Source organism: Maricaulis sp., assembly GCF_048269565.1.
Taxonomy (GTDB): Bacteria; Pseudomonadota; Alphaproteobacteria; order Caulobacterales; family Maricaulaceae; genus Maricaulis.
This window is the reverse complement of sequence record NZ_JBLXIK010000003.1, coordinates 253583-277077: the sequence shown is the minus strand read 5'-3', so window position 1 is coordinate 277077 and position 23495 is coordinate 253583. Positions and strand designations below refer to the sequence as shown.

The 23495-nt window shown below is 63.5% G+C and carries 24 protein-coding genes and 4 tRNA genes; 7 read left to right on the top strand and 21 right to left on the bottom strand.

Going from position 1 to position 23495, the window contains the following annotated elements; genetic code table 11:
* The first annotated feature begins 295 nt into the window (after nucleotides 1-295).
* The 3 genes from ACN0YL_RS08140 to ACN0YL_RS08130 all read left to right on the top strand — a co-directional run bounded on the left by ACN0YL_RS08140 (nucleotide 296) and on the right by ACN0YL_RS08130 (nucleotide 4727).
* Nucleotides 296-1138, top strand: a complete 843-nt coding sequence (locus tag ACN0YL_RS08140; protein WP_417497633.1) for a sulfurtransferase — start codon at nucleotides 296-298, stop codon at nucleotides 1136-1138.
* Complete coding sequence (metC, locus tag ACN0YL_RS08135; RefSeq protein ID WP_417497632.1) at nucleotides 1135-2283, top strand: cystathionine beta-lyase; 1149 nt, start codon at nucleotides 1135-1137, stop codon at nucleotides 2281-2283. Before ACN0YL_RS08140 ends, metC begins: the two co-directional genes overlap by 4 nt.
* Nucleotides 2284-2660: 377 nt before the next feature.
* Nucleotides 2661-4727, top strand: a complete 2067-nt coding sequence (locus ACN0YL_RS08130; protein WP_417497631.1) for a TonB-dependent receptor — start codon at nucleotides 2661-2663, stop codon at nucleotides 4725-4727.
* Nucleotides 4728-4827: 100 nt separating this feature from the next.
* On the opposite strand, the gene ACN0YL_RS08125 is transcribed toward ACN0YL_RS08130, so the two are convergent.
* The 10 genes from ACN0YL_RS08125 to ACN0YL_RS08080 form a co-directional block, all read right to left on the bottom strand.
* Nucleotides 4828-4904, bottom strand: a tRNA-Arg gene (locus tag ACN0YL_RS08125).
* Nucleotides 4905-4936: 32 nt separating this feature from the next.
* Nucleotides 4937-5242, bottom strand: a complete 306-nt coding sequence (locus ACN0YL_RS08120) for an ETC complex I subunit (RefSeq protein WP_417491662.1) — start codon at nucleotides 5240-5242, stop codon at nucleotides 4937-4939.
* Nucleotides 5243-5291: 49 nt separating this feature from the next.
* Nucleotides 5292-5368 (bottom strand) — tRNA-Pro (locus ACN0YL_RS08115).
* 39 nt (nucleotides 5369-5407) lie between these two features.
* Nucleotides 5408-6019 carry a DUF192 domain-containing protein gene (locus tag ACN0YL_RS08110; protein ID WP_417497630.1) on the bottom strand — a complete coding sequence of 204 codons (612 nt, stop codon included), beginning with the start codon at nucleotides 6017-6019 and terminating at the stop codon, nucleotides 5408-5410.
* 74 nt (nucleotides 6020-6093) lie between these two features.
* Nucleotides 6094-6618 (bottom strand): cold-shock protein, encoded by a 525-nt coding sequence (locus tag ACN0YL_RS08105; RefSeq protein ID WP_417491664.1) that lies wholly within the window; start codon nucleotides 6616-6618, stop codon nucleotides 6094-6096.
* Between the two features lie 312 nt (nucleotides 6619-6930).
* The gene (locus ACN0YL_RS08100) at nucleotides 6931-7449 is read right to left on the bottom strand and encodes a 6-pyruvoyl trahydropterin synthase family protein (protein ID WP_417497629.1); all 519 of its coding nucleotides are present in this window, start codon (nucleotides 7447-7449) and stop codon (nucleotides 6931-6933) included.
* A gap of 118 nt (nucleotides 7450-7567) precedes the next feature.
* Nucleotides 7568-7642: transfer RNA gene (locus tag ACN0YL_RS08095), tRNA-Glu, on the bottom strand.
* Between the two features lie 66 nt (nucleotides 7643-7708).
* A complete protein-coding gene (recJ, locus tag ACN0YL_RS08090; protein ID WP_417497628.1) occupies nucleotides 7709-9523 on the bottom strand; it encodes a single-stranded-DNA-specific exonuclease RecJ in 1815 nt (604 codons plus the stop codon).
* Nucleotides 9524-9548: 25 nt separating this feature from the next.
* A complete protein-coding gene (glpX, locus tag ACN0YL_RS08085; protein ID WP_417470747.1) occupies nucleotides 9549-10505 on the bottom strand; it encodes a class II fructose-bisphosphatase in 957 nt (318 codons plus the stop codon).
* A gap of 72 nt (nucleotides 10506-10577) precedes the next feature.
* Nucleotides 10578-10916 carry a hypothetical protein gene (locus ACN0YL_RS08080; RefSeq protein WP_417491666.1) on the bottom strand — a complete coding sequence of 113 codons (339 nt, stop codon included), beginning with the start codon at nucleotides 10914-10916 and terminating at the stop codon, nucleotides 10578-10580.
* An 83-nt stretch (nucleotides 10917-10999) separates the two neighbouring features.
* Here ACN0YL_RS08080 and phaC point away from each other — a divergent pair, with 83 nt between their 5' ends.
* Nucleotides 11000-13006 (top strand): class I poly(R)-hydroxyalkanoic acid synthase, encoded by a 2007-nt coding sequence (gene phaC, locus ACN0YL_RS08075; protein WP_417497627.1) that lies wholly within the window; start codon nucleotides 11000-11002, stop codon nucleotides 13004-13006.
* Between the two features lie 63 nt (nucleotides 13007-13069).
* On the opposite strand, the gene ACN0YL_RS08070 is transcribed toward phaC, so the two are convergent.
* From ACN0YL_RS08070 to rplM, 3 genes are all read right to left on the bottom strand, one after another.
* Nucleotides 13070-13639 (bottom strand): HdeD family acid-resistance protein, encoded by a 570-nt coding sequence (locus ACN0YL_RS08070; RefSeq protein ID WP_417497626.1) that lies wholly within the window; start codon nucleotides 13637-13639, stop codon nucleotides 13070-13072.
* 154 nt (nucleotides 13640-13793) lie between these two features.
* Nucleotides 13794-14288, bottom strand: coding sequence for a 30S ribosomal protein S9 (gene rpsI / locus ACN0YL_RS08065; protein WP_417491669.1), 495 nt, complete (start codon nucleotides 14286-14288; stop codon nucleotides 13794-13796).
* Between the two features lies 1 nt (nucleotide 14289).
* On the bottom strand, nucleotides 14290-14754 hold the full coding sequence (rplM, locus tag ACN0YL_RS08060; RefSeq protein ID WP_417491670.1) for a 50S ribosomal protein L13: 465 nt from the start codon (nucleotides 14752-14754) through the stop codon (nucleotides 14290-14292).
* A 215-nt stretch (nucleotides 14755-14969) separates the two neighbouring features.
* Here rplM and ACN0YL_RS08055 point away from each other — a divergent pair, with 215 nt between their 5' ends.
* Both ACN0YL_RS08055 and ACN0YL_RS08050 read left to right on the top strand, forming a co-directional pair.
* Nucleotides 14970-16385 (top strand): alkaline phosphatase PhoX, encoded by a 1416-nt coding sequence (locus tag ACN0YL_RS08055; RefSeq protein ID WP_417491671.1) that lies wholly within the window; start codon nucleotides 14970-14972, stop codon nucleotides 16383-16385.
* Entirely contained in the window at nucleotides 16286-17371 is a 1086-nt protein-coding gene (locus ACN0YL_RS08050; RefSeq protein WP_417491672.1) for a hypothetical protein, read from the top strand. Before ACN0YL_RS08055 ends, ACN0YL_RS08050 begins: the two co-directional genes overlap by 100 nt.
* 73 nt (nucleotides 17372-17444) lie before the next feature.
* Here ACN0YL_RS08050 and ACN0YL_RS08045 read toward each other — a convergent pair whose 3' ends face one another.
* From ACN0YL_RS08045 to ACN0YL_RS08010, 8 genes are all read right to left on the bottom strand, one after another.
* Complete coding sequence (locus ACN0YL_RS08045; RefSeq protein ID WP_417491673.1) at nucleotides 17445-18467, bottom strand: COX15/CtaA family protein; 1023 nt, start codon at nucleotides 18465-18467, stop codon at nucleotides 17445-17447.
* Between the two features lie 122 nt (nucleotides 18468-18589).
* A tRNA-Pro gene (locus ACN0YL_RS08040) sits at nucleotides 18590-18666 on the bottom strand.
* A 157-nt stretch (nucleotides 18667-18823) separates the two neighbouring features.
* Nucleotides 18824-19177 carry a hypothetical protein gene (locus ACN0YL_RS08035; protein ID WP_417497625.1) on the bottom strand — a complete coding sequence of 118 codons (354 nt, stop codon included), beginning with the start codon at nucleotides 19175-19177 and terminating at the stop codon, nucleotides 18824-18826.
* A gap of 126 nt (nucleotides 19178-19303) precedes the next feature.
* Nucleotides 19304-19750, bottom strand: coding sequence for a MerR family transcriptional regulator (locus ACN0YL_RS08030; RefSeq protein WP_417491675.1), 447 nt, complete (start codon nucleotides 19748-19750; stop codon nucleotides 19304-19306).
* A gap of 35 nt (nucleotides 19751-19785) precedes the next feature.
* Nucleotides 19786-20091, bottom strand: coding sequence for an integration host factor subunit alpha (locus tag ACN0YL_RS08025; protein ID WP_417470733.1), 306 nt, complete (start codon nucleotides 20089-20091; stop codon nucleotides 19786-19788).
* A gap of 98 nt (nucleotides 20092-20189) precedes the next feature.
* On the bottom strand, nucleotides 20190-21170 hold the full coding sequence (locus tag ACN0YL_RS08020) for a beta-ketoacyl-ACP synthase III (protein ID WP_417491676.1): 981 nt from the start codon (nucleotides 21168-21170) through the stop codon (nucleotides 20190-20192).
* Entirely contained in the window at nucleotides 21167-22222 is a 1056-nt protein-coding gene (gene plsX, locus ACN0YL_RS08015; protein WP_417491677.1) for a phosphate acyltransferase PlsX, read from the bottom strand. The genes ACN0YL_RS08020 and plsX overlap by 4 nt, the downstream gene beginning before the upstream one ends.
* A gap of 93 nt (nucleotides 22223-22315) precedes the next feature.
* Nucleotides 22316-22852, bottom strand: a complete 537-nt coding sequence (locus ACN0YL_RS08010; RefSeq protein ID WP_417491678.1) for a ubiquinol-cytochrome C chaperone family protein — start codon at nucleotides 22850-22852, stop codon at nucleotides 22316-22318.
* A gap of 100 nt (nucleotides 22853-22952) precedes the next feature.
* Here ACN0YL_RS08010 and ACN0YL_RS08005 point away from each other — a divergent pair, with 100 nt between their 5' ends.
* A complete protein-coding gene (locus ACN0YL_RS08005; protein WP_417470726.1) occupies nucleotides 22953-23450 on the top strand; it encodes an outer membrane protein assembly factor BamE in 498 nt (165 codons plus the stop codon).
* Nucleotides 23451-23495: the final 45 nt, after the last annotated feature.

The window sequence follows — 23495 nt, the reverse complement described above, 5'->3', positions numbered from 1 at the left end:
AACCCGCCGGTCCCGTCCTCCACAGCCATTTATACCGCACGGTGGGCGACGAACGGGTAATCGCGTGCTAATGTGGGGTGATGAGCCAAACCGTGACCGCAAGCCGATCCGCCGACGACCTCACCGGTCACGCGCCCCCAGACTTCCGCCTCACCGCCCTGCCAGGCAGCGACCGGACGACCGGTGTGTCGCGCCCTGTGTGTCGCCGGGCAATCGGCGGCGACGGCCAACCCAGGCTCGATAGTCCAATCTTTTTGCACGAAAAGGGGCTCACAGTGCCCGCATGGCTTCACGCATGACCGACCCGCTCATCACCGCCGCCGAAGCCCTGACCCGTCTGGGCGAGCCGGGCACCATCTTCATTGATGCCAGCTGGACGTATGATGGCGGCCCGTCTGTGGAGAGCGAAGGATTCATCCCCGGTGCGCTGGCCTTCGATATCGACACCGTCAAGGACAAGCGCTCCTCCCTGCCGCACATGCTGCCGGAACCGGATGTGTTCGCACGTCATGTCGAAACCCTGGGCATCAGCAATGACAGCGAACTGATCGTCTATGACCGCATCGGCCTGTTCAGCTCGCCGCGTGTCTGGTGGACCTTCCGGGTGATGGGCCACGACAATGTCCGCGTCATGGCGGGCGGTTTGCCGGCCTGGATCGCGGCGGGTGGCCCGGTCGACGAACAGCCGGGCGGCGAAGCGGCCGAGCCGGGCATCTATACGCCGAGCTTCCGCCGTGAACTCGTCGCCACGGTCACCGATGTGAAGATCGCCAGCCGCAATGCCTCGCACCAGATTCTCGATGCGCGTTCGCTGAGCCGTTTTGCCGGCCTGGAACCGGAACGTCGCGCCGGCATGCGCAGCGGCCATATCCCTGGATCCGCCAGCCTGCCTTATGAAATGCTGTTCGATGACGAGAACAATCTCATCGAGATCGACGAGGAACTGGCCGAGGATCTCGGCATCGACCCGGAACTGCCGCTGATCACCAGCTGCGGCTCCGGCGTCACCGCCTGTATCCTCTCACTGGCGCTGGAACGCTCCGGGCGCACATCGGCGGTTTATGATGGGTCCTGGTCGGAATGGGGCTCGCGCACCGACACGCCGATCGTCAAGGGCGGCGGACGGCGCTACAGATGAAGGACGAGACCCGGCTCACCCGTCTGGGACGACCGCATGACAGCCGCGGCCTGGTCAATCCGGGCGTCGAGCGCGGCTCGACGATCCTCGCGCCCTCGGCGGCCCAGCTGTATGATTTCCCGCCCGGCATGCCGCATTACGGCCGTGTCGGACTGGAAACCCAGAGCGCCCTGCGCGAGGCGCTGACTGGCCTGCAGGGCGGTGCCGGCTGCGCACTCACCTCCTCGGGCCTGCTGGCCAATACCCTCGCCATCATGACCGTGGTCGAGGCCGGCGGCAGCGTGCTGGCAGCCGATTGCATTTACGGACCGGTGCGCAGCTTCCTCATCAACACCCTGCCGCGCTTCGGCGTCACAGCGCAGTTTTTCGCGCCGCGCATGGGGGCTGAAATCGGCGATCTGATCACCTCCGATACCCAGGCCATCCTCCTGGAATCGCCCGGCTCCCTGACGATGGAATTGCAGGACATTCCGGCCATCACCAGAGTGGCCCGGGACAAGGGCGTCGCCACGATTATCGACGATACCTGGTCGGCCGGGCTGACGATGAAACCGCTCGCCCTGGGCGTCGATCTCGCCGCCCAGTCGCTGACGAAATATGTCGGCGGCCATTCCGATCTGCTGATGGGCGCCGTCATCGCGCGCGGCGACGCCATGGCCCGGCGCCTGCAGACCACGGAGCGCGCCTTTGGCATCCACACCGCGCCCGACGATGCCTATCTCGCCCTGCGCGGCTTTCGTTCCATGGGCTTGCGCATGCAGCGCAGCGAAGCGACCAGCCTCGTCCTCGCCGACTGGCTCGCGGCGCGCCCGGAAGTGGGCGCCATCCGTCACCCGGTGCGCAGCGATCATCCCGACCACGCCATCTTCAAGCGCGATTTCACCGGCGGCTGCGGCCTGTTCGCGATCGAGCTTCCCGGCTGGGACGTCGCGAAAAGCGAACGCTTCCTCGATGCGCTCGAGATTTTCGGCCTCGGCTTCTCCTGGGGCGGCTATGAAAGCCTCGCCATCCATTGCGACCCCCAACTCAAACGCACCGCGACGGCCCACAGGCATGACGGCGCCCTGATCCGCTTCTCCTGCGGCCTGGAAGCGCCGAAGGATCTGATCGCGGATCTGGAGAAGGGATTTGCGGCGGTGAGCTGAGGCGTTCGCAGACGGATAGCGCCAGCGCTCCATCCCGAGCATTGTCCGCCCCAAGCCTATCGGCGTTGAGCCTTTCCACCGGACAGGCCAGGCCGATTATCTGCAGGTATTCCAGCGTCGTGTCCGCCGGGAACGCGCATCGTTTCCATCAGGTCTCGGACTTTCAGCGGTGTCCCGGCCTGAACAGGCGCCTCAAGCAGACGCCGTCGCAATGGCGGCAGCGCTTCCCGGCAGGTTCGATGACTTCATCCAGAGCCGGTGCCCCACCCGTTTCATCAATCCCCTGCCTTGCCTGTATCATTCGGGCTTGACGTCCCAGATGTTATAACGTTTCTTCTCGCTCGTTACACTATAACATTTCAGTGAGGAGTGAACCCATGACAAGAAACTGGTTGAGCACCGCATCCGGCGTGGCCCTGGCCGCCGCACTGGCGGCAGGCGCAGCCGCCCAGGAGGATCCCGGCCGGGAAGACGTCATCGTCGTTACCGGCACCGCGATCGAGGCCCTGCGCGGCGAGACGCTGCAGTCGGTTGATGTGATCAGCCTGGACGATGTCGTGGACTCCTTCGACGGTTCGCTCGGCGCATCGCTCGCGGCCCTGCCCGGCATTTCAACGACCTCCTTCGGGCCGGCCGTCGGCCGCCCCATCATCCGCGGCTTTGGCGGCGACCGTGTCCGCATCCTCAACAATGGTGTCGGACTGGTCGATGCATCCGGCGTCAGCGTCGATCATGCCACCACCACCGAAGTGCTGGATGCGGAACAGATCATCATCCTGCGGGGTCCCGCCGCGATCGCCTATGGCGGTGGCGCGATCGGCGGCGTGATCAATGTGATCGACGGGCGCATCCCGACCAGCCCCGTCGACGGTCTGTTCGACGGCCAAGTCTATGCTGGGATGTCCTCGGTCGACAGCGGTCACCAGGAAGCGGCGCGGATCCGCACCGGTGCCGGGCCGTTTGTGTTCCAGCTTGAGGCCTCGCACCGCGAAGCGGATGATTTCGACATTCCTGGCTATGCGGAATCGGCGCTGCTGCGGGCCCTCGAAGAGGCTGAACACGAGGATGAGCACGAGGAAGAAGAAGAAGAAGAAGTCAGCGGCACGGTTCCAAACTCCGGCCTGACCTTTGACACGCTCGGCGCCGGTGCCTCGCTGATCGGCGACTGGGGTTTCCTGGGCGTATCGGTGCGCAGTTACGACGCCGAATACGGCCTGCCGGCCCATGAACACCATCACGAAGAAGACGAAGACGAGCATGAGGAGGAAGACGGCGATCCGATGATCGTCATGGAACAGACGCGCTGGGACATTCGCGGTCAGTTCAATTTCGACCTCGGGCCCTTCGATCATCTTGATCTTTCCTCCGGCATTGCCGATTACCAGCATGTCGAGCTGGAGCCGGACGGAGCCGTCGGAACCCTGTTCGAAAGCGAAGGCTGGGAAGCGCGTGCGGCCCTCGTGAATGGCGGGGAAGACAGCCGCTGGAACGGGTCTGTCGGCATCCAGATCCTGCAAACCGACCTTTCAGCCTCCGGCGAGGAAGCCTTCATCCCGGCGGTCACGACTGAAGATATCGGCATCTTTGCCGCCCAACGCTACGATCTCGATACCCATGGCTTCGATTTCGGGGCGCGGGTTGAACGGCGCGAACTGGATACTGCAGTCGGAACGGACCGCAGTTTCGACACGGTCAGCCTGGCCGCGGGCACGTTCTGGCGGCCGGCCGACGGCATGTTCCTTGGCGTCTCACTGGCCCGGACCGAGCGGGCAGCAACCGATGCCGAGCTGTATTCCGACGGGCTTCATGCCGCGACGGGCACGGTCGAAATCGGCAATTCCACCCTCGGCAAGGAAACCGGCTGGGCGCTGGACGGCACCTTCCGCTGGACGGGCGATCACTGGCGTGTGGAGACGGGAGCCTTCTATTCGCACTTCAGCGACTTCATCTACCTCGCCCCGACAGGCCTGGAAGACCCCGCAGAGGAAGCGCCGATCTACCAATACCTCCAGGACGATGCCACGCTCTGGGGCGGTGAGGTCTATGTCGAACGCGATCTGACCAATCTTGGCCCATGGGCCCTGGTGGGCGATTTCACCCTGGAATATGTGCAGGGTGAAACCGACAGCTTTGGCAACCTGCCCCGCATCCCGCCGCTCTCCACCACGATCGGCGCGGAATTGCAGCGTGAAATCGTCGATCTGCGCGGTGAAATCGTCTGGGCCGCCGATCAGGATGACGCCGCCGACTCCGAGCTGCCGACCGAGGGCTATACAATGGTCAACCTGTCCGCCGTCGCACATCCCTTCGGACCGGACACCCGGTTGATCGTTGAGGCGAGAAACATCACCGATGAGGAAGGGCGTCTGCACACCTCGCAATTGAAGGACACCATCCCGCTTCCGGGACGCTCCTTCCGAATCGCTATCCTCCAGCGATTCTGACGGCCTGCCGGTGATCGCCCGTTCTTGTCGGGCGATCACCGGTGCCATCACCGGCATCGGCATCAACCGCATCTTCCGTCGCATGAAATCGTCCGGGAAATGGTGCCTCCGACAGGAATCGAACCTGTAACCGTCCGCTTAGAAGGCGGGTGCTCTATCCAGTTGAGCTACGGAGGCAAGGACAGATTCGCGACTGGCGACCGGCCGAATCAGTGCGACCAGGGCTGTTTGCGGTCGGTGGCGAAATTGTCAGCATAGGATTTGACGTAGCGCTTGGGCGCATGTGGCGTCATGACCTGATAGGGAATGCCCTGACGGCGGGCATAGGCGACAGCAGCTTCCTGGCTGTCGAAGCTGAGCCGGATCTGGGCGCGCATATCGGTGCTCGAGGTCCAGCCCATCAGCGGATCCGGGCGCTGTGCCATCTCCGGGGTAAATTCCAGAAACCACTGTTTGGAGAGCGCGCGGCCGGACTGCATCGCATTGCGGGCCGGCTGGTAAATCTTCGCAAACATGCGGTTCTCCCCATCATGCTGCGGCCCTGCCTTTGGCGGGCCTTGTAAATGGTCGGGGCGGCAAGATTCGAACTTGCGACCCTCTGGTCCCAAACCAGATGCGCTACCAGGCTGCGCTACGCCCCGAAGCCGCCCTTATGAAAGCGCTTTTGCAGTTAGGCAAGTCTACTGAGCTTCTGAGGGCGATTCAGGTGCAGCAGCATCCTCATTTTCCGTTGTTTCAGGCGCTTCGACGGCTGCAGAATCTGTCACCAGCGACCCATAGGCCTCGTCGCGCAGAATCGCACCAGGGCGGATACCCAGCTCGGCGGCGCGGCCACCGGCGATCTCCAGCACTGCCGCGACATCGAAATCGGACCCGAGACTGCGGTGTGAGCCCGGCTGGGCGTTGGCGATGAGTTTGACCACGGTGCCGTCTTCCCGGATGAAGAGCAGGTCAAGACTGACGAGCGTGTTCTCCATCCACATCGAGGCGCGACGTGGCGGCATGTAGACAAACAGCATCGCCGCATCCGGATCGAGCGTCTCGCGCCCCATCAGGCCGCGCGCCAGCTGCTCCGGCGTGGTGGCGATTTCAGCCAGGAAGACGTGTTGCGCCTCGCCGGTGTCAATCGTCAGCGGCTCAGGGCCGCCAAACTCGATCGGAGCGAGCACGGGGCCCGGATCAGCTGCGGTCGTGGCCGCCGCGGCGTCAGCCGGCGCTACAGGCTCAGCCTCGTCCTGGGCCCAGGCGGGCGTGGCGAGAATCAGGGCGGAGACCAGGATCAGTTTTTTCATGGACGCAGGCTAGCCAAGCCGGAGCGGCGGCGCAATCGCGCCGCGCCGTCCGAAGCGCAAGGATTTCACCGATCTCAGAGACTGCCGGCAGCCCGGATTTCCGCCGCCAGCGCCCCCTTCGGGCCCTCGACGCAGCGGATATGCAGGGTCTCGCCCGGCTGGACATCATCAAGGCCGGCACGACGCAAGGTCGCCGCATGCAGAAAGATGTCACCGTCGACGCTCTCACAGGTCACGAAACCATATCCACGCAAGGCGTCAAACCATTTGACGACAGCCGCATGGAAGGGCGTGTTCACAACCGCATGGGGATGAAAACGCCGCGGGCGAGGCTCGGCCTCGCCGACGCCGCCGGTCATTTCGAGGATCTCAACCGCCTGCCGTCCCTTCTCACCGGTTACCGCGTGACAGACCACCATGGCATCGGGGAGCGCCGGGCCCTGCCCATAGCGGCGCAGGCAACTGGCATGGAGAAGAATATCGCCGGATCCGTCAACGGCATCAATGAAGCCGTAGCCCCGGGCCGGATCATACCATTTGATACGGCCTTCGAGCCGGACCACTTCGGTATCCTCAAAAACATCGTGCGCTAGAACCATCACATCACTCGCTTCAACAACCCAACATGAACGAATTTACACAATTTCTTCGCAGAGGAGAAGTCGTTCCGGACAAATGGTTGCTTTAGCGATCCGCAATATCTTGCCGTTGCGAGCGGTTCGCAGCCCTCAAACCACAATATCTTGTGTTCGGTCACGCGCGAACCCGCAACCAAATGCGTCTTTTCTGTGACGCGTGTGCCAAAACTTTTTCGCCTTAAAGGCGAGTTTTTATGTGGAAAACTGTCGATTTTCAGCGAAACCTAGGGTCGCAGACCTTGATTCAAACCCCTTGGCCGGGGCCGAAACGAATCAGTCGCCGGAGCCGGCCTCGATCGCCGAACGCAAGCGGTCAGCCTCGGCCAGCCGCTCAATCGCCGGCTGGCTGCGATAGATAGCACTGTTGGCGCCGTGCTCGGAACATTCAACCGATTCGACCCAGCACCGCCCCTGGGTGGCTTCCCGTACGATCGCATCAGCCCGGTGAAAGGTCAGCTCGGCCATGCGTTCGGAACTTGTCCCCTCGACGACACGGACGCGCGCAATGCCGCGTTCGCCAAGCGCCTCAAGCGCCGGACGTTCCGGATCATCGACAGCAACCAGCAGGGTGTGATCGAACATCTCGTGCAGCCACTCGCGGATCAGGCCGAAACCGCCACGGCCGAAATCCAGCACCCAGCCGCGCTTGTCGAGCTGTTCGGCGGCAAACACGAAATGGAAGCCGAAGGAATAGCCGTGCAGGAGATGGCAATCACTGTCCGCCGCCCATTGCCGCGAGCAACAGGACAATCCGCGATCATTGCCATAGGTCTTGGTTGAAAGATGGGCCATGCCCCGCTCTCCTGCATGACGGCCTCAATGAGACCAGTGCCGATATGTCTGTACCCGATACCCCGTTCCGGTCCCCGGAAGGGGTGATTTTGCACACATTATCGGGTGGAGGATCGCGTGGTAGGCCCTAGGGGAGTTGAACCCCTCTTTCCAGGTTGAAAACCTAGCGTCCTAACCGATAGACGAAGGGCCCAACGCGATGAGGGCCGTCTAATACGTAAGCCCGGGGCGTGTGGCAAGATGCTGATGTGAAAAAACTTCAGCGAATTGCTGTTGCCATATCCTCAAGCTGGAACTGGGCCCGGTTGCGACCGTTCCACTGATCCAGTTTCACGCGGCCTGCAACATGCCAGCGGCGCTCGTCAGCCGCCAGCAGCGCCTCGCCGACCGGCCCGTCCGCGGTGCGAAAGGAGATGCCCTGCACGCTCGCACCGCCGCTGTCTGTCAGGGTGAAGCGGACATGATCCTTGCCGACGCGCTGGGCAAAGCTGACGCGCATATCCGCGAGGGCGAAGCGCGGCTCGGAATTGCCCTGCCCGAACGGCCCGGCCGCCTGGAAGCTGCCAGCCAGTTCCGGCGACACACCCGGCGCCGTCAGCAACCCGTCCAGACGCAGCGCCATTGCATCGCTGGCCGCGGCCAGCTCCGGTGCCAGACGCGCATCGAGAAAGGCCACCAGCTCGTGAATCCGTTCGGCATTGACGGTCAGGCCACCAGCCATGGCGTGACCGCCGCCTGCGAGCAGCAGGCCGGCCTGGCGCGCCGCCGAAATCGCACCGCCAAGATTGACACCGGGCACGGAACGCCCCGAACCCTTTCCCAGCACCGGCGAGACACCGGTATCCAGCCCGATAATGATCACCGGCTTGCCATAGCGTTCCTTGACGCGCCCGGCGACGACACCGATCACGCCGGCATGCCAGCCCTCACCGGACGCGACCAGAATCGCCCGGTCCTGGCCCTGGCGCTCGATCTGCGCCATCGCCTCTTCCATCACCTCGGCCTCGATCGCGCGGCGCTCGGTATTCAACGCATCGAGCTCAGCCGCGATTCGCGCCGTTTCGTCCGCGTCATCGCTGGCCAGCAGGCGCGCGCCAAGATCGGAGCGGCCAACACGGCCGCCGGCATTGATTCGTGGCCCGAGCAGGAAGCCGGCATGATAGGTGCTGGCGGTGTCATCCTTGATACCGGCGACAAGCGCGAGCTGGCGCAGGCCCGGATTGTGCCAATGGCCCATCGCCTTGAGTCCCTGGGCCGTCAGGGCGCGGTTGATACCCGTCAGCGCGACCACATCGCAAATCGTGCCCAACGCCGTCAGATCGAGCCACTGCATCAGGTCCGGCTCGGGCATGTCGTCGAAACGGCCGCGTCGGCGCCCTTCCCGGTTCAGGGCCACGAGGAAGACGAAGGTCACCCCCGCCGCCGCCAGATGGCCGCAGCCGGACGTATCGTCAGGGCGGTTGGGATTGACCAGGGCCGCGGTCGGCGGCAGCTCGCCATCCATCAGGTGATGGTCGATCACGATCACGTCGAGACCAATGTCACGCGCATGCTGCAACGGCCCGTGCGAGGTCGCACCGCAATCGAGCGTGATCACGAGATCGGCGCCATTGCGGCTCAGGGTGTCGAACGCGGCGTCGCTGGGACCATACCCCTCGGCAATGCGATCGGGCACATACAGCGCCGCCTCATGCCCGACAGCACGCAACCAGCGCCGCAGCTGCGCCGAGGAGGTCGCGCCGTCGACATCGTAATCGGCGAAGACGCCGAGTGACTTGCCGGCATCAAGCGCGTCCCAGACAAGGCCGGCAGCGCGGTCCATATCCTGGAAATCGGACGGATCGGGAAAGCTGTCCTTCAGGCGCGGGGCCAGGAAGGCGCCCGCCCCCGCCGGGGTCACGCCGCGGCCGGCCAGAACCCGCGCCAGACTGTCGGAGATCTGCTGTTGCCGTGCGATGGCGGCGACATCGCCCTCATCAACCGGACGGGCAACCCAGCGGCGCCCGGTCAGGGAGTGCTCGACGCCGAGATAGGCATCGGGCTGGTCGAGCTGTGGATCGGGTTCAATACTCATACGATCCCTGTCCCCTGACGCCGGATCAGGCCTCCGGCCGGGCGCTGCGGACGCGGCGGATGGAATGGTCCGAGGAGTCCAGCACCAGCGTGTGCGTGTGCACCATGCCATCGGCGCGTTTGACCGCATCGACCAGATCGCCCTGGGTGACACCGGCGGCCACGAACAGGCATTGGCCCGAGGCCAGCTCGGCGAGATCATATTTGCGATCCAGGTCGGTGACGCCAATGCGGCGGGCGCGATCGCGCTCGTCATCGGTGCGGAAGAAGAGACGCGCCTGCATCTGGCCGCCAATGCAACGCAGCGCCGAGGCTGCGAGCACGCCTTCAGGGGCGCCGCCGCGGCCGATATACATATCGACACCGGTGCCAAGTCCTGCGGCGCCCATGATCCCGGCGACATCGCCATCGCTGATCAGGCGCACCCGGCCACCGACCGACTTGACGCCGTCGATGATGTATTGGTGGCGCTCGCGCTCAAGCACGCAGACCGTGATCTCCGACGGCGACACGCCCTTGGCCTTGGCCAGGTTGAGGACATTCTCCTCCGGGGAGGCATCGAGATCGATCACACCGGCGGGCAGGCCCGGGCCGATCGCGATCTTGTCCATATAGGTGTCCGGAGCATTGAGCAGACCGCCGCGCGGGCTGAAGGAAACGACGACCAGCGCATTGTTCATGCCCCAGGCCGTCAGCGTCGTGCCTTCCAGCGGATCGAGCGCGATGTCGATTTCAGGCCCTTCGCCGGTGCCGACCTCCTCACCGATGAACAACATCGGCGCTTCGTCGCGCTCGCCTTCACCGATAACGATACGGCCGCGCATCGGCATCGCGTTCAGCCCGGTACGCAGGGCGTCGACCGCCGCCTGGTCCGCCGATTCCTTTTCACCGCGGCCGATCCAGGCCGAGGAGGCAATCGCCGCCGATTCCGCTGCGTTAACAGCCATCAGTGCCAGATTGCTCAAGGCGCGCGTATCACTCATGCTAACTTCTCCCGTGGGGCGCCGGCAGATCGCGGCGCATGGTATGATTGTAAATAGTTGTCTTAAAATGGGTTATTGCGGCGGCGAGGTCCGTGTGCGCCCGTCGGCGACGAAATCATCGACCGCGCGCCGCCCCTCGGCCTCGATGGCGGCGATCTCGGCGGTCTGGCGCTCGCGGCGGCGCAGGACCTCAGCGGCATCGCGATCAAGCCGGGCTGCATCACCGGCCGTTATCTCATTGACCGGGACGGAGGGCGGCGCCTTTCTGCCCTCGACATCATTGGCCAGCCGGTCGCGCACCCAGGCCGGCGCCGCGCCCTGCTCGGTCAACGGCTCGATAGCGGTGCAGGCACCGGCGAAGAGGCACATTGTCACAACCGGTAAAACTGCCGAGCGAAAAGGCCGTTTCATGCTATCTCCTGACGCTGGACGCGTGTTGTGCTTTCTATACGCTCATCCTCTCCTGAGTCACCACTCGAACACAAGGAATCGGCATGACCAACGGGTCCGGCAGCGACGACAACAGCCAACTCACCCATCCCTGGGCGAATCTGACCGCCGCCGAGCTCGACGCGCTCGACACGGTTTCGCGCAATCTGATGCAGGCCTCGCTGCACTCGCAAAAGCTGATGTCGAATGTGATGCAAAAGGCGCTCGATGGCGAAGCCGTGATGCCGCAGGCCGATCCCTTCCACTCCGCACCTGAGTTCAAGGAGGTCTGGCAGCATATCGCCACCCAGCCGGATCTGATGATGAAGGCCCAGGCGGAACTGGCCAAGGGCTATCTCGACCTGTGGACCAATACCACCAAGCGCGTCTTCGACGGGCCGGTCGAGCCGACGATCAAGCCGGAACCGGGTGACAAGCGCTGGCGCAGCGAGGACTGGACGAAGAACCCCGTCTTCGATGCGATCAAGCAATCCTATCTGATGAACCAGCATTTCATGATGGGGCTGGTGCAGGGCGTCGAGGGCGTTGACGAGCGCACCAAGCGCAAGGTCGAATTCCTCACCAAACAGATGACCGACGCCCTCTCGCCCACTAATTTTGCCCTGACCAATCCGGACGTGCTGCGCGAAACCATGCGCACCCATGGCGCCAATCTGACGCAAGGACTGGAAAACCTGGTCGAGGATCTCGAGGCCGGCGATGGCCGCCTCGCGCTGCGCCAGACCGATACGGACGGTTTCCGCGTCGGCGTCGACCTGGCCTCAACGCCGGGCAAGGTGGTGTTCCAGAACGAGATCATCGAACTGATCCAGTACGCGCCGACAACCGAAACCGTGAAGGCGCGCCCGCTGCTGATCGCGCCGCCCTGGATCAACAAATTCTACATTCTCGACCTGCGCGAGAAGAATTCGATGATCCGCTGGCTGACCAAGCAGGGCTTCACCGTCTTCCTGATTTCCTGGGTCAATCCGGGCAAGGAATTGAAGGACAAGACCTTCGAAGACTATATGCACCAGGGCCTGCTCGCCGCGATCGATGCGGTGGAGGCCGCGACCGGCGAAACATCCGTCAATGCGGTCGGTTATTGCGTCGGCGGTACACTGCTCGCCTCGACGCTGGCCTGGCTGCAGGCGAACGGCCAGCCGGAACGCATTGCCTCGGCGACCTTCTTCGCGGCGCAAACCGATTTCGAACTGGCCGGCGAGCTCCTGCTCTTCGTCGATGATGTCTGGATCGAGGAGATCGAACGCTTGATGGATGCCCAGGGCGGCGTGCTCGACGGGCGCACCATGGCGGACACCTTCAACCTTTTACGCTCGAACGATCTGGTCTGGTCCTTTGTGGTCAATAACTACCTGCTCGGGCGCCAGCCGCAGGCGTTTGACCTGTTGTTCTGGAATGCCGACCAGACGCGCATGCCCAAGGCGCTGCATCTCTGGTATCTGAAGAACATGTATCGCGACAACAAGCTGGCCAAGGGCGAACTGGAGCTCGGCGGCGTGCGGCTATCGCTCGGCGATATCAAAACACCGGTCTATATGCAGGCTTCGCGCGACGACCATATCGCGCCCTACCCTTCGGTCTATCGCGGCGCAAAACTGTTTGGCGGTCCGGTGCGCTACATGATGGCCGGTTCGGGCCATATCGCCGGCGTCATCAATCATCCCGATGCGCACAAATACCAGCACTGGACCAATGACGCCCTGCCCGACACCGTCGAGACATGGCTGGACGGCGCCACAGAAACACCCGGCTCCTGGTGGCTCGACTGGCGCGACTGGCTCTATGAGCGCTCGGGCGAGGATGTGCCCGCCCGCCAACCCGGTGATGGCAAGCTCAAGGTGATCCGCGAGGCGCCCGGCGAGAATGTGCTGGTGAGAAGCGATGCGAAGGACGGGATGAAGGCTGAGGCGCAGGCCGAGGCGGCGGCAAAGCCAAAACCACAGCCGAAGACAAAGCCGGCAGCCAAGGCAAAGGCAAAACCCGCTGCGAAAGCACCGGCCAAAAAACCGGTAAAGCGTCGAGCCAAAGCACACACCCCGTCATCCTGATTAGCCTCCGGGTGACGGGGTCGGGTTGTCTATTGAGACTGTGACAGCGCGCGCACTGCCAACTCAATCGCCAAACGCCGCCAGGGCTGAACGCAGCCCCAGACCGAACAGGACCAGCATCACGCCCTGCACGGTCAGATCGACGGCGAGGATCAGGCCGAGCATCCACAGACCGCTGGCGGGCCAGCTGAAGGCGATAATCAGGCCGATCAGCGCGGTGACAGCGCCGCTGAGGGCGATCAGCTGCCAGCCCGCAGCGGGGCGCAATTGCAGGCCAAACCAGATGCGAAATGCGCCGGCCGCCATGAAGGATACGGCCATCAACAGGGTGATCACGGTCGAGGCCAGGGTCGGGTTGAGGAAGGCCAGCAGGCCGGCCACCGTATAGAGGCCGCCGCTCAGCGCCCAGAACAATACATTCTGCCAGCCGCGAACCTGAAAGGCATGGCCAAGAAAGGCGATACCGGCAACGCCGATCAGGAACCCGAACACATAGACCGAGGCAATCGTGGCCGCAAAAAGATTGCCGAAGGCAATCAGGCCGAACAGAAGGAAGACGGCGCCGAGCCCGACAAACCATCCCCACTGCCGGTTGAGATCGAAAACGCGGACTTCATCGAGATCATGGCTCACAAGGGCCTCCAGAGGCTGAGTACCCTCTATGTAACGCGACACGCCCCTGCAGTCAGCGGGGCACACGCCGCCAAATCGTCGCACCACACAACGAAAACAGGCGGCTCCCGAAGGAACCGCCCGCAATCCGTGTAACCGATAATCGCGAGAGCGATTAGCGCTTCGAGAACTGGAAGCTACGGCGGGCTTTCGCGCGGCCGTATTTCTTGCGCTCGACGACGCGGCTGTCGCGGGTCATGAAGCCACCGGCTTTCAGGACGCCACGCAGGCCGGGTTCAAAGGCGGTCAGAGCCTTGGAGATACCGTGACGCACGGCACCGGCCTGGCCGGACAGACCGCCGCCCTTGACGGTGGCGATGACGTCGAACTCGTCGACGCGTTCGGCACATTCCAGCGGCTGCTGCAGCAACATGCGCAGAACCGGGCGGGCGAAATAGGTTTCCTGGTCGCGGCCATTGACCGTGATCTTGCCGGAACCGCGCTTGATCCACACACGGGCAATCGCGTTCTTGCGCTTGCCGGTGGCGTAGGCACGACCGAGAGCATCGATCTGGGGCTCGACAGGAGCGGCTTCAGCTTCAACCTTGACGGCGTCGGCAGCTTTCATGACGACCTTCAGGTCGTCGAGCGAGCGGGCTTCTTCAGACATATCAGCCTCTCGAATTCTTGGAGTTCATGGATTTGAAATCGATCAGCTCGGGCTGTTGCGCCTCATGCTTGTGATCGGTCCCGGCATAAACACGCAGCTTGGAGAATTGCTGGCGTGCGAGCGGGCTGTCCTTGGGAAGCATGCGCTTGACCGCATTTTCCAGAACGCGCTCGGGGAAACGTCCGTCGAGCAGCTTGGCCGGGCTCGTTTCCTTGATACCGCCCGGGTGACCGGTGTGGCGGTAGTAACGCTTGTCGTCGCGCTTCTTGCCGGTGAAGACGCACTTCTCGGCATTGACGATGATGACATGGTCACCGGTATCGGTGTGCGGGGTAAAGTCCGGGCGGTGTTTGCCACGAAGACGGGTCGCGACGAAGGCTGCAAGACGGCCGACAACGACCCCCTCTGCATCGATCACGATCCACTTGTTGACAACGTCCGCCGGTTTTGCGGAATAGGTTTTCATATCTGTCCTGCCTCAAGCCTGCTGGCCATGGGTTTGGTTTCGAGCGCGCGGTGTAGGCGGGGTTTTTCGTCGGGTCAAGCGGGGCGCGAATTTCCGCTGCGTTTTTATACAGCTAGGAATGCGGTTATATAATACCGCATCGCGCTGCCATCGTCATCTTCCCGTCGTGATGCGCTTGTATTAGCAGGGCATTCCCGATCATACGGAGCCCTGTCATGTCCCTCACCCGCCGCCTTTTCCTGCGAAATTCGATCGCCACAACGGCTGCCTTTTCAGGCCTGGCCGCGTTGGCTGGCTGCCAGTCGCGCGATGTGACCGGCTATCTCAACCAGGTCACCGGCTATGGTCCGTTGCGCGCCGACCCGGCGCGCCTGTTCGATCTGCCGCGCGGTTTCAGCTATCAGGTGATCTCGAGCGCCGGCGACGAAATGACCGACGGCCTGCTGGCGCCGGGCGATTTTGACGGCATGGGCTGTTTTACCCGTGATGATGGCCGCCTTGTCCTGGTGCGCAATCACGAGCTCAACCCGGCCCAGGTCGAGCAATCCCCCTTCGGTGCCGACAATGAACGCATCGGCCTGATCGATCGCGATCGCATCCATGACTGGACCGCAGACGGATATCCGCATCTGGGGGGCACCAGCCATCTGATCCTCGACCCCGAGACCCTGGCGGTTGAGGAGGAATACCTCTCCCTGGTCGGCACCTATAATAACTGCTCCGGCGGCGCGACGCCCTGGGGCAGCTGGGTGAGCTGCGAGGAAACCACCGTCGGGATCGGGGATTCGGCCCGCACCGAGCATGGCTATTGCTTTGAAGTCCCTGCCTCGGCCACCGGTCTGGTCGAGCCCGTCCCGCTCAAGGCGATGGGACGGTTCCGCCATGAAGGCATCGCGGTCGATCCGGACACCGGCGCCATCTACGAGACCGAGGACGAGTATGCCGGCGCCGCCTTCTATCGCTTCCTGCCCAATGTCCATGGTCAGCTCAGCGAAGGTGGCCGCCTGCAGGCGCTCGCGGTGCGCGGGCGCCCCGGCCTGGATGTCCGCAACTGGGCCGAAACGGGGCCGACAGTCGCGGTCGGCGACTGGCTGGAGGTCGAATGGATTGATCTCGATGATGTCGAATCGCCCAATGCCGATCTCTGGGAGCGCGCCGTGGCCGCCGGTGCCGCTCACTTCACCCGCTGTGAAGGCATTTTCTGGGGCGATGGTGAGTGCTATTTCACCGCCACCGATGGCGGGCCGGCCCATATCGGCCAGATCTGGCGCTATCAGCCCAGCCCGCTCGAGGGCCAGCCCGGCGAGGCCGGTCAGCCCGCCCGGCTGCAGCTGTTTGTCGAAAGCGATGACCCGGAAATCATGGAAAAGTGCGACAATCTCTGTGTCGCGCCCTGGGGCGACCTGATCGTGCTTGAAGACGGCGATGACGATCAATACATCCGCGGCGTGACGCCCGCCGGTCAGGTGTATACGATTGGCCGCAACGCCGCCTCCGGCCCGGATGGCGAAAAGAGTGAGATTACCGGTCCATGTTTCAGTCCCGATGGTTCAACCCTGTTCTTCAACGTCCAGCGCTATCCCGGCCGCACCTTCGCGGTACGCGGGCCCTGGGGCGATCGCTCCTTGTAGGCGCCGCCCTCAGCATTCTGGCAGCCTGCGGCCCGACCCCGGAGCAGGCGATCGAGGAAGCCGCCGCAATCGAGGCGAATAATCGCGAAGTCCTGGTCACGGCCGCCTTCGTCAGCGTTCAGGGCGGCGCGGCGGCCCTCGCCTTCCTGCCCAATCGCGACGCGGCCTCGCTGGGCCTGATCGTCTCGGCGCCACGCGAAGGTGGTCTCGACCTGTTCGACGCCGATGGCGAGCTGCGCACCCGCCATGCCGGCGCACGGCTCTCCAGCCTGGCGACCGCGCCGGGCTTCCAGCTGCGCGGCGAGAGTCTGCCGCTGATTTTCGGTGCCTCGCCGGACAGCAACAGTGTTCTGGGATATGCGGTCGTCACCGACGGCATCCGTGTCCTCGACCTGCCGCTGGCCGAAACCACCCCGGCTGACGGCGTCTCCGGGCTGTGCCTGTATCGCGAGGGTGTCGGCTATGTCGATCTGGTCGTGCTCGGCAATGGCGCCAGCGCCGAGATCTGGCGGATCCGCGATGCCGGCAATGATGTGCTCAGCGTCGAACAGCGCCAGAACTTCACGCTTTCGGCTCCGGCCCGCCAATGTGCCACGCTCGATGGGGATATCTATCTGGCCAGCCCGGCGGGCGGCATTTCCCGCCTCGGTCCGGACGGTGTGATCGAGGCCGAAAACAACCAGTCGGTCGTCAGCCTTGCTGTCGGTGATTTCGACGGCTCACGCCTGGTCCTCGCCACCGATGGCGCCACCGGGCGCGTCCACACCTTCTATGGACGCGATCTGATGCCGGCCTCGGAGCTGGAGATTGTTGACGGATTGAGCACGCCGGGGATCGAACAACCCGCCGGCATCGCGATCACGCCGGAATCCTATGGTTTTACCGCCTATATCTCCGGTATGATCGCCGTGTTCGACCAGGACGACCAGCGCATCAAGGTGATCTCACACGATGCGGCCAGCCGCGCCCTGGTCAGCGCCGACTGATCACAGCCGCGCATCCAGACACAACGTCGCTCGAGGGCCTGTCCGCTGGACAGGCCCTTTTGCATGGCAGCGCCTACATGGCTCGACGCGCGGTCCAGGTGGCACCGAGCGTGGCGATGAAAAGCAGGATTGCCCCGGCCTGGTGCGCCAGCGACAGGCCCAGCGGCACAACCGCGAGCAGCGCGGAAATCCCGAGTGCGATCTGCGCGATCACCAAGGCCGGCAGGACGATCATGAAAGGCTTCAGCGCCACGCGCGGTTCACGCCAGATCGCGATCGCAAAGGCGAGCACCGCAAGCGCCACCAGATAGCCCATCCAGCGGTGATCCATCTGCACGGCCGCCCGGCTCTCGAAAATAGCCTGCAGGAAGGGCATGCCGGCGAGATAGTCCTCGGGCACCAGCTGGCCGTTCATCAGCGGCCAGGTGTTGTAAATCCGGCCGGCATCCAGCCCGGCAAGGAAGGCGCCCAGCAGGATCTGGATGAAGATCAGGACCAGCAGCGCAGCCGCCGGCCCCACAAGCCGCCCCTGGCGCACGGGTGGCGGTCCGAAGCGCGCCGTCAATCCGAGCCAGACGCTCATGCCGAGAATCAGGAACGCCATGCCAAGATGGACCGCGAGCCGGTACTGGCTGACATCCAGCCGGTCGACGAGGCCGCTGGCGACCATCCACCAGCCAATCCCGCCCTGCAGCGCGCCGAGGCCGAGAAGCGCCAGCAGGCGCGGCTTGAGATGGGCGCTGATCGATCCGCGCAGCCAGAAGACCAGCAGCGGCAGGGCATAGACCAGACCGATCAGGCGGCCGAGCTGGCGATGCGCCCATTCCCACCAGAAGATTGATTCATATTCGGCCAGGGTCATGGCCGAATTCTGTTCCTGGAATTCCGTCGTCTGCTGATAGAGATCGAAGGAGGCCTGCCAGTCAGCGGCCGTCAGCGGCGGAATCGCCCCGGAGAGCGGCTTCCATTCCGTGATCGACAGCCCGCTATCTGTAAGCCGCGTGGCGCCGCCGACCAGGATCATGGCGCAAACCATCAGGGCGACAAGGAAGAGCCAGTTCGAGACCGACTGACTGGACCGGGAGCGATAGGACATGGAACCTCCTGCACACAGAGAGGGTCTGGTAACGCATCACACGCCCGGGACAAGCCAAAATGGCGGCGGTGTGATGTCGCAGCCCCGGATCGGGCACGCCTCGCATCGGGGCGGCGGGGGAATGGTCGGAACGGCGAGATTCGAACTCGCGACCCCTCGCCCCCCAGGCGAGTGCGCTACCGGACTGCGCTACGCTCCGACTTTCTTGATCAGGCGGGCCAAGGCCTGCCTCAACGGGGAAGGCGGTTATAGGCACAGGCCCCAAGGTCCGCAACACCGCGTTCAGCACAATCTCAGGCGGGCGCGCAAGGCCGGACCCGGGCGCTCGCGCCCCGGCCCGGCCCCGCACGCTCAGATTATTTCACGCCGCTCGTGCCGGTGATTTCGAAACGCTGGCCATTCGCTGCGCAGATATCGACCTGGTATTCCTCGAAGACATCGCCATCGGCGAAATCATAGCCCAGGTCATAGAAGCACTCACCGTCCTCATTGCTCAGGGTGACGACCAGGTCCTCACCAGACCCGACCTGGGCGGTGTCGAGTATATTATGGCCCCAGTCCGGCTGGCTGGACGGGCCGGCAAAGACAGCGGTGATAGCCACACCGGAGCCGTTATAGACCGTCACCTGGCTATAAACGGACTGGGCGGTGGCAGAAGCAGACAGGGCCGCAGCGGCTAACAGCGCAGCGGCAAACAGGCGGATCGTCATCGGGATTTCCCTTGGGTGAGAGCGACAACAGACGCTCGCCGGTCTCCGGACCGGCGCATCATCACTATCCCTGCCGGATGACCTTGGAAATCGAATTCTCTTCATGCGCCACAGGCCCGCCCTGCGCTATCGCGGCTCGAGCACCGAGCGCAGTTTGGCGCGGGCATCTTCGAGATCCTCAAGCACATCGGCAATGCCGCGATGCGGGCCGCCGGGACCGCGAAGGGGATGGGTTGGAGATGCGGGCGTCTCGAGATCGGCCGCATCGATCGCCGCCGGTTCACGCGTCATGCCGCCCTCGGCGGGATCAAGCAGGGCAGCAACGCCCTGCTCGGCAATGAATTTGCGGGCACCCTTGATGGTAAAACCGTCTTCATAGAGCAGACGTTTGATCCCGCGCAGCAGGGCGAGGTCGGCAGGCCGGTAAAACCGACGGCCGCCCGCGCGCTTCAGCGGGCTGATTTGCGGGAACTTGCTTTCCCAGAAGCGCAGGACGTGCGCAGGCACGTCGAGCTCATCAGCGGCTTCGCTGATGGTCCGGAAGGCCTCCGGTGATTTATCTGTGACCGACATGTCTGTTTCGCATCGGTCTTCGGCTCAAACCGTTGCTAGTCTTTCGACAGAGCCAAATCGACGCGCTCCTTGAGCACCTGGGATGGTTTGAATACCAGCACCCGGCGGGCTTCGATCGGAACCTCGATCCCCGTCTTCGGATTGCGCCCGACCCGGCCGCGCTTGTCGCGCAACAGGAAGGACCCGAAGGATGAGAGCTTCACGGAATGCCCTGATGCCAGCGTATCCGACATCAATGTGAGCACTGACTGCACCAGATCCGCCGATTCCTGCCGGGACAATCCGACTTCCCGATAGACAGCTTCGGCCAGATCTGCACGCGTTAAAGTTTTATCTGACATAGTAGTCCCCAAATCAGAGTCCCTACGTTAAGCCCGCATTGCCCTGCCGGTCAACGCCAAGGTCTTGGATAGGCGCGTGAAACCAGTAATAATTGATCTCAGGCCCGTACCAGCACGGCTCCCCACGTAAATCCGCCGCCCAGGGCTTCCATCAAAACCAGATCGCCAGGCTTGATCCGGCCATCCTGCACGGCCCGGTCGTAGGCCAGGGGCACGGAAGCGGCAGAGGTATTGCCGTGATCGGCCACCGTCGAGATCACCTTGTGCGTCGGGATGGACAGGCGCCGGGCGACGCCCTCAAGGATGCGCTGATTGGCCTGGTGCGGCACGAACCAGTCGATATCGGCGATCTTGATGCCGGTCCGGTCGGCGATCGTACTCATCGATTCCGCGATATTGGTCACTGCGTGGCGGAAGACCTGGTTGCCGAGCATGCGCAAATGCCCGACCGTACCGGTCGCGGACGGGCCGCCATCAACATGCAGCAGATCCTTGAAGCGGCCGTCCGAGCGCAGATAGGTCGCAAGAATCCCCGGCTCGTTGGCCGGATCATTTTGCGGTTCGTGGGCCTGCAGCACCATGGCGCCGGCACCATCGCCAAACAGGACGCAGGTCGAGCGATCGGTCCAGTCGAGGATACGGGACATCGTCTCGGCACCGACGACCAGCACATTGCGAGCCTGGCCGCGGGCGATGAAATTATCCGCGATCGACAGTCCGTAAATAAAGCCCGAGCACACAGCCTGGACGTCAAACGCGGCACCGCCGCTGATGCCAAGCCGGGCCTGCAGCAGGGTTGCAGTCGAGGGAAAGGTGAAATCGGGCGTCGTGGTGCCGACAATGACCAGGTCGATATCATCGGGTGTCAGCCCCGCCTGCTCGATGGCGCGGCGCGAGGCGATCTCGGCGAGATCGCTTGTGGTTTCGCCTTCGGCAGCGATATGGCGCTGGCGGATTCCGGTCCGTTCGCGGATCCAGCTATCGCTGGTATCAACCATTTGCGAGAGCTCGTCATTGGACAATATCCGGTCCGGCAAATAGGAGCCGACCCCGGCAATACGCGCTCTCAATTCAGTCATGATGCTGCTGCGATATCCTGTTTTTCGAAGCTGGCAAACCGGTCGAGATTCTTGCGGATCTGGCTCATGAAATCACTCTTGGCCATGACCTGGGCGAGGCCGAGCGCGGAGGCAAAGCCCTCGCCATCGGCGCCGCCATGGCTCTTGACCACAATGCCCTTGAGACCCAGCAGCACGCCGCCATTGATGTAACGCGGATCCATCCGGCGCTTCAGACGATCAAGCGCGCCCAGTGCCAGCAGGCCTGCGGCCAGCTTGGCGAAGAAGGAGCTGGTCAGCGCCTCGCGCACCCAGCCCGCGACCAGCCGCGCCGTACCCTCGGCGGTCTTCAGCGCGATATTGCCGGTGAAGCCGTCGGTGACCACGACATCGATAATGCCGGCACTGATATCATTGCCTTCGATAAAGCCCTGATAGGCCATGTCGAGACCGGAATTGCGGATCAAGGCGTCGGCTTCGCGGACCGTGTCATTGCCCTTGAGCTCCTCCTGGCCGACATTGAGCAGGCCAACCGTGGGATGCTCGCCGCCGAAAACGGCACGGTGATAGGCCTCGCCCATGATCGCGAACTCGACCAGCTGCGTGGCGCCGCACTGCACATTCGCGCCGACATCAAGCACGACTGTATGGCCCTTGGGTGTGGGCCAGTTGGCAGAGATCGCCGGGCGGTGAATGCCCTTTTTCATACGCAGGATCACTTTGGAGATCGCCATCAGCGCGCCGGTATTGCCGGAAGAAACGACGGCGTCGGCCTCGCCGGTCTTGACGCTCTGGACCGCATTCCACATCGAGGAGCCACGCGCACGCCGCACCGCTTCGGAGGGCTTGTCGGACATCTGGACCATGGTGTCGGTATGGCGCAGCTCGCAAACGGCCGCGACGTCCCGGTGTTTCGCCAGCAGGGGCTGCAACAGGGCTTCATCACCATGCAGCAGATAGCGGGTCTTGCGTTCGGGCCAGCGCTTGAGCGCGTACCCGATGCCCTCGACCACGGCCACCGGGCCGAGATCACCGCCCATGGCGTCTACGGATATCGTTGTTTCAGAGATCATCGGCAATGCAAAACTGTCCCAAACGACGGAGCTAGCCGCCGGACGTTGGCGGAACTTAGCCGATGACCGATGAGATGCAAGACGTGAACTCGGTTATCGGGATGACGGAAAATCCGGCAGATCGCCCTGCGCCATGGCGCCGCCGCCTGCCGCCTCCAGGGCAGCCTGCACGGCCAGGACATGCCCGGCAAGCGCTGAGGCCCTCGGATCAATGTCCTCGCTGGCGAGCAAATTGCGCGACAAGGCCAGCTCAAGCGCCCCGGCCTCGTCGGCCTCGAGCGCGCTGTCATAGCTTTGCGCCCGGCCGTAAAATCCCTCGGCCATGAAACGGATCTTCTTGCCAACGCCGGAATCACCCAGACCAAGCTCGCGCATGGCGATGTCAAAATCCTCGAACATGGTGTCGAACACGACCTGGCTGACCGCCCGGCCCGGCTCACCGCCATCCCGGCGCAGCGTCCGGATCGTCAGGGCTGCATGCAGGAGGATGAGCTCCAGCCGCCCCTCCAGCGTGTCGGGAACCGCCGCTTCGCCATAGAGGACCGGCTGCCGCGCCGCCTGCACAATGTGGGCGTACAGGGCCTTGCCGATCGCTTTTTCGGGCCGGGGTCTGAACCAGTTGGGCCACATGTGATCGGGGCTCCCTTATCTTCGGGCTTGAAGCTAAGCTGCAGCTTGTTTAGGTCAAGGTTGGCATACAGACCGCCGGTGCGGTCACGAGGAGTGTTTCATGAGCCGTCGCGTTCGCCTGTCCATCCTGATTGCCGCCTGCGCCATCGGCGCGTCGGCCTGCAATCCGATCCTTCGTTCCCACGGCTATCGCTACACGCTCGGTGAGGAACCCTCGATCATGCCCGACGAGGACACGCGCGATTCGGTGATGCAACGCCTGGGCAATCCGTCCATGCGCGGGACGTTTGATGAAAACACCTGGTTCTACGTGTCGGCTACGCGGGAATCGCTGGCCTATCTGCAACCGGTGACGCGTGATCGCCGCATCGTCGCGATCCGCTTCAATGAAGAGACCGGCGCAGTGACCGATGTCGTCGAATACACACTCGAAGACGGCCGCATGGTTGATTATGTCAGCCGCGAGACGCCGACACGTGGCCGTGAGCTGAGCCTGCTCGAGCAATTGCTCGGCAATATCGGCGGTCTGCCGAGCCAGCAATTCGGTGGCGAAGACAACCTCCCGGGCGGTGCTGGCGGTCCACGCCGCAACGAATAGACGGCCTGCATGTCCCGACATGAAAAAAGCCCCGGCCTTGCGACC

Coding starts and splice junctions, on each gene's coding strand:
- ACN0YL_RS08110 (WP_417497630.1), bottom strand. CDS start 6,019: ATGAAAAAACTGATCCTGGTCTCCGCCCTGATTCTCGCCACGCCCGCC.
- ACN0YL_RS08010 (WP_417491678.1), bottom strand. CDS start 22,852: ATGTGGCCCAACTGGTTCAGACCCCGGCCCGAAAAAGCGATCGGCAAG.
- recJ (WP_417497628.1), bottom strand. CDS start 9,523: ATGAGTATTGAACCCGATCCACAGCTCGACCAGCCCGATGCCTATCTC.
- ACN0YL_RS08025 (WP_417470733.1), bottom strand. CDS start 20,091: ATGTCAGATAAAACTTTAACGCGTGCAGATCTGGCCGAAGCTGTCTAT.
- ACN0YL_RS08140 (WP_417497633.1), top strand. CDS start 296: ATGACCGACCCGCTCATCACCGCCGCCGAAGCCCTGACCCGTCTGGGC.
- ACN0YL_RS08030 (WP_417491675.1), bottom strand. CDS start 19,750: ATGTCGGTCACAGATAAATCACCGGAGGCCTTCCGGACCATCAGCGAA.
- ACN0YL_RS08020 (WP_417491676.1), bottom strand. CDS start 21,170: ATGACTGAATTGAGAGCGCGTATTGCCGGGGTCGGCTCCTATTTGCCG.
- ACN0YL_RS08055 (WP_417491671.1), top strand. CDS start 14,970: ATGTCCCTCACCCGCCGCCTTTTCCTGCGAAATTCGATCGCCACAACG.
- ACN0YL_RS08100 (WP_417497629.1), bottom strand. CDS start 7,449: ATGGCCCATCTTTCAACCAAGACCTATGGCAATGATCGCGGATTGTCC.
- ACN0YL_RS08130 (WP_417497631.1), top strand. CDS start 2,661: ATGACAAGAAACTGGTTGAGCACCGCATCCGGCGTGGCCCTGGCCGCC.
- metC (WP_417497632.1), top strand. CDS start 1,135: ATGAAGGACGAGACCCGGCTCACCCGTCTGGGACGACCGCATGACAGC.
- ACN0YL_RS08035 (WP_417497625.1), bottom strand. CDS start 19,177: ATGACGATCCGCCTGTTTGCCGCTGCGCTGTTAGCCGCTGCGGCCCTG.
- plsX (WP_417491677.1), bottom strand. CDS start 22,222: ATGATCTCTGAAACAACGATATCCGTAGACGCCATGGGCGGTGATCTC.
- ACN0YL_RS08080 (WP_417491666.1), bottom strand. CDS start 10,916: ATGAAACGGCCTTTTCGCTCGGCAGTTTTACCGGTTGTGACAATGTGC.
- phaC (WP_417497627.1), top strand. CDS start 11,000: ATGACCAACGGGTCCGGCAGCGACGACAACAGCCAACTCACCCATCCC.
- glpX (WP_417470747.1), bottom strand. CDS start 10,505: ATGAGTGATACGCGCGCCTTGAGCAATCTGGCACTGATGGCTGTTAAC.
- ACN0YL_RS08120 (WP_417491662.1), bottom strand. CDS start 5,242: ATGTTTGCGAAGATTTACCAGCCGGCCCGCAATGCGATGCAGTCCGGC.
- rplM (WP_417491670.1), bottom strand. CDS start 14,754: ATGAAAACCTATTCCGCAAAACCGGCGGACGTTGTCAACAAGTGGATC.
- ACN0YL_RS08105 (WP_417491664.1), bottom strand. CDS start 6,618: ATGGTTCTAGCGCACGATGTTTTTGAGGATACCGAAGTGGTCCGGCTC.
- ACN0YL_RS08045 (WP_417491673.1), bottom strand. CDS start 18,467: ATGTCCTATCGCTCCCGGTCCAGTCAGTCGGTCTCGAACTGGCTCTTC.
- ACN0YL_RS08005 (WP_417470726.1), top strand. CDS start 22,953: ATGAGCCGTCGCGTTCGCCTGTCCATCCTGATTGCCGCCTGCGCCATC.
- ACN0YL_RS08050 (WP_417491672.1), top strand. CDS start 16,286: ATGTTTCAGTCCCGATGGTTCAACCCTGTTCTTCAACGTCCAGCGCTA.
- rpsI (WP_417491669.1), bottom strand. CDS start 14,288: ATGTCTGAAGAAGCCCGCTCGCTCGACGACCTGAAGGTCGTCATGAAA.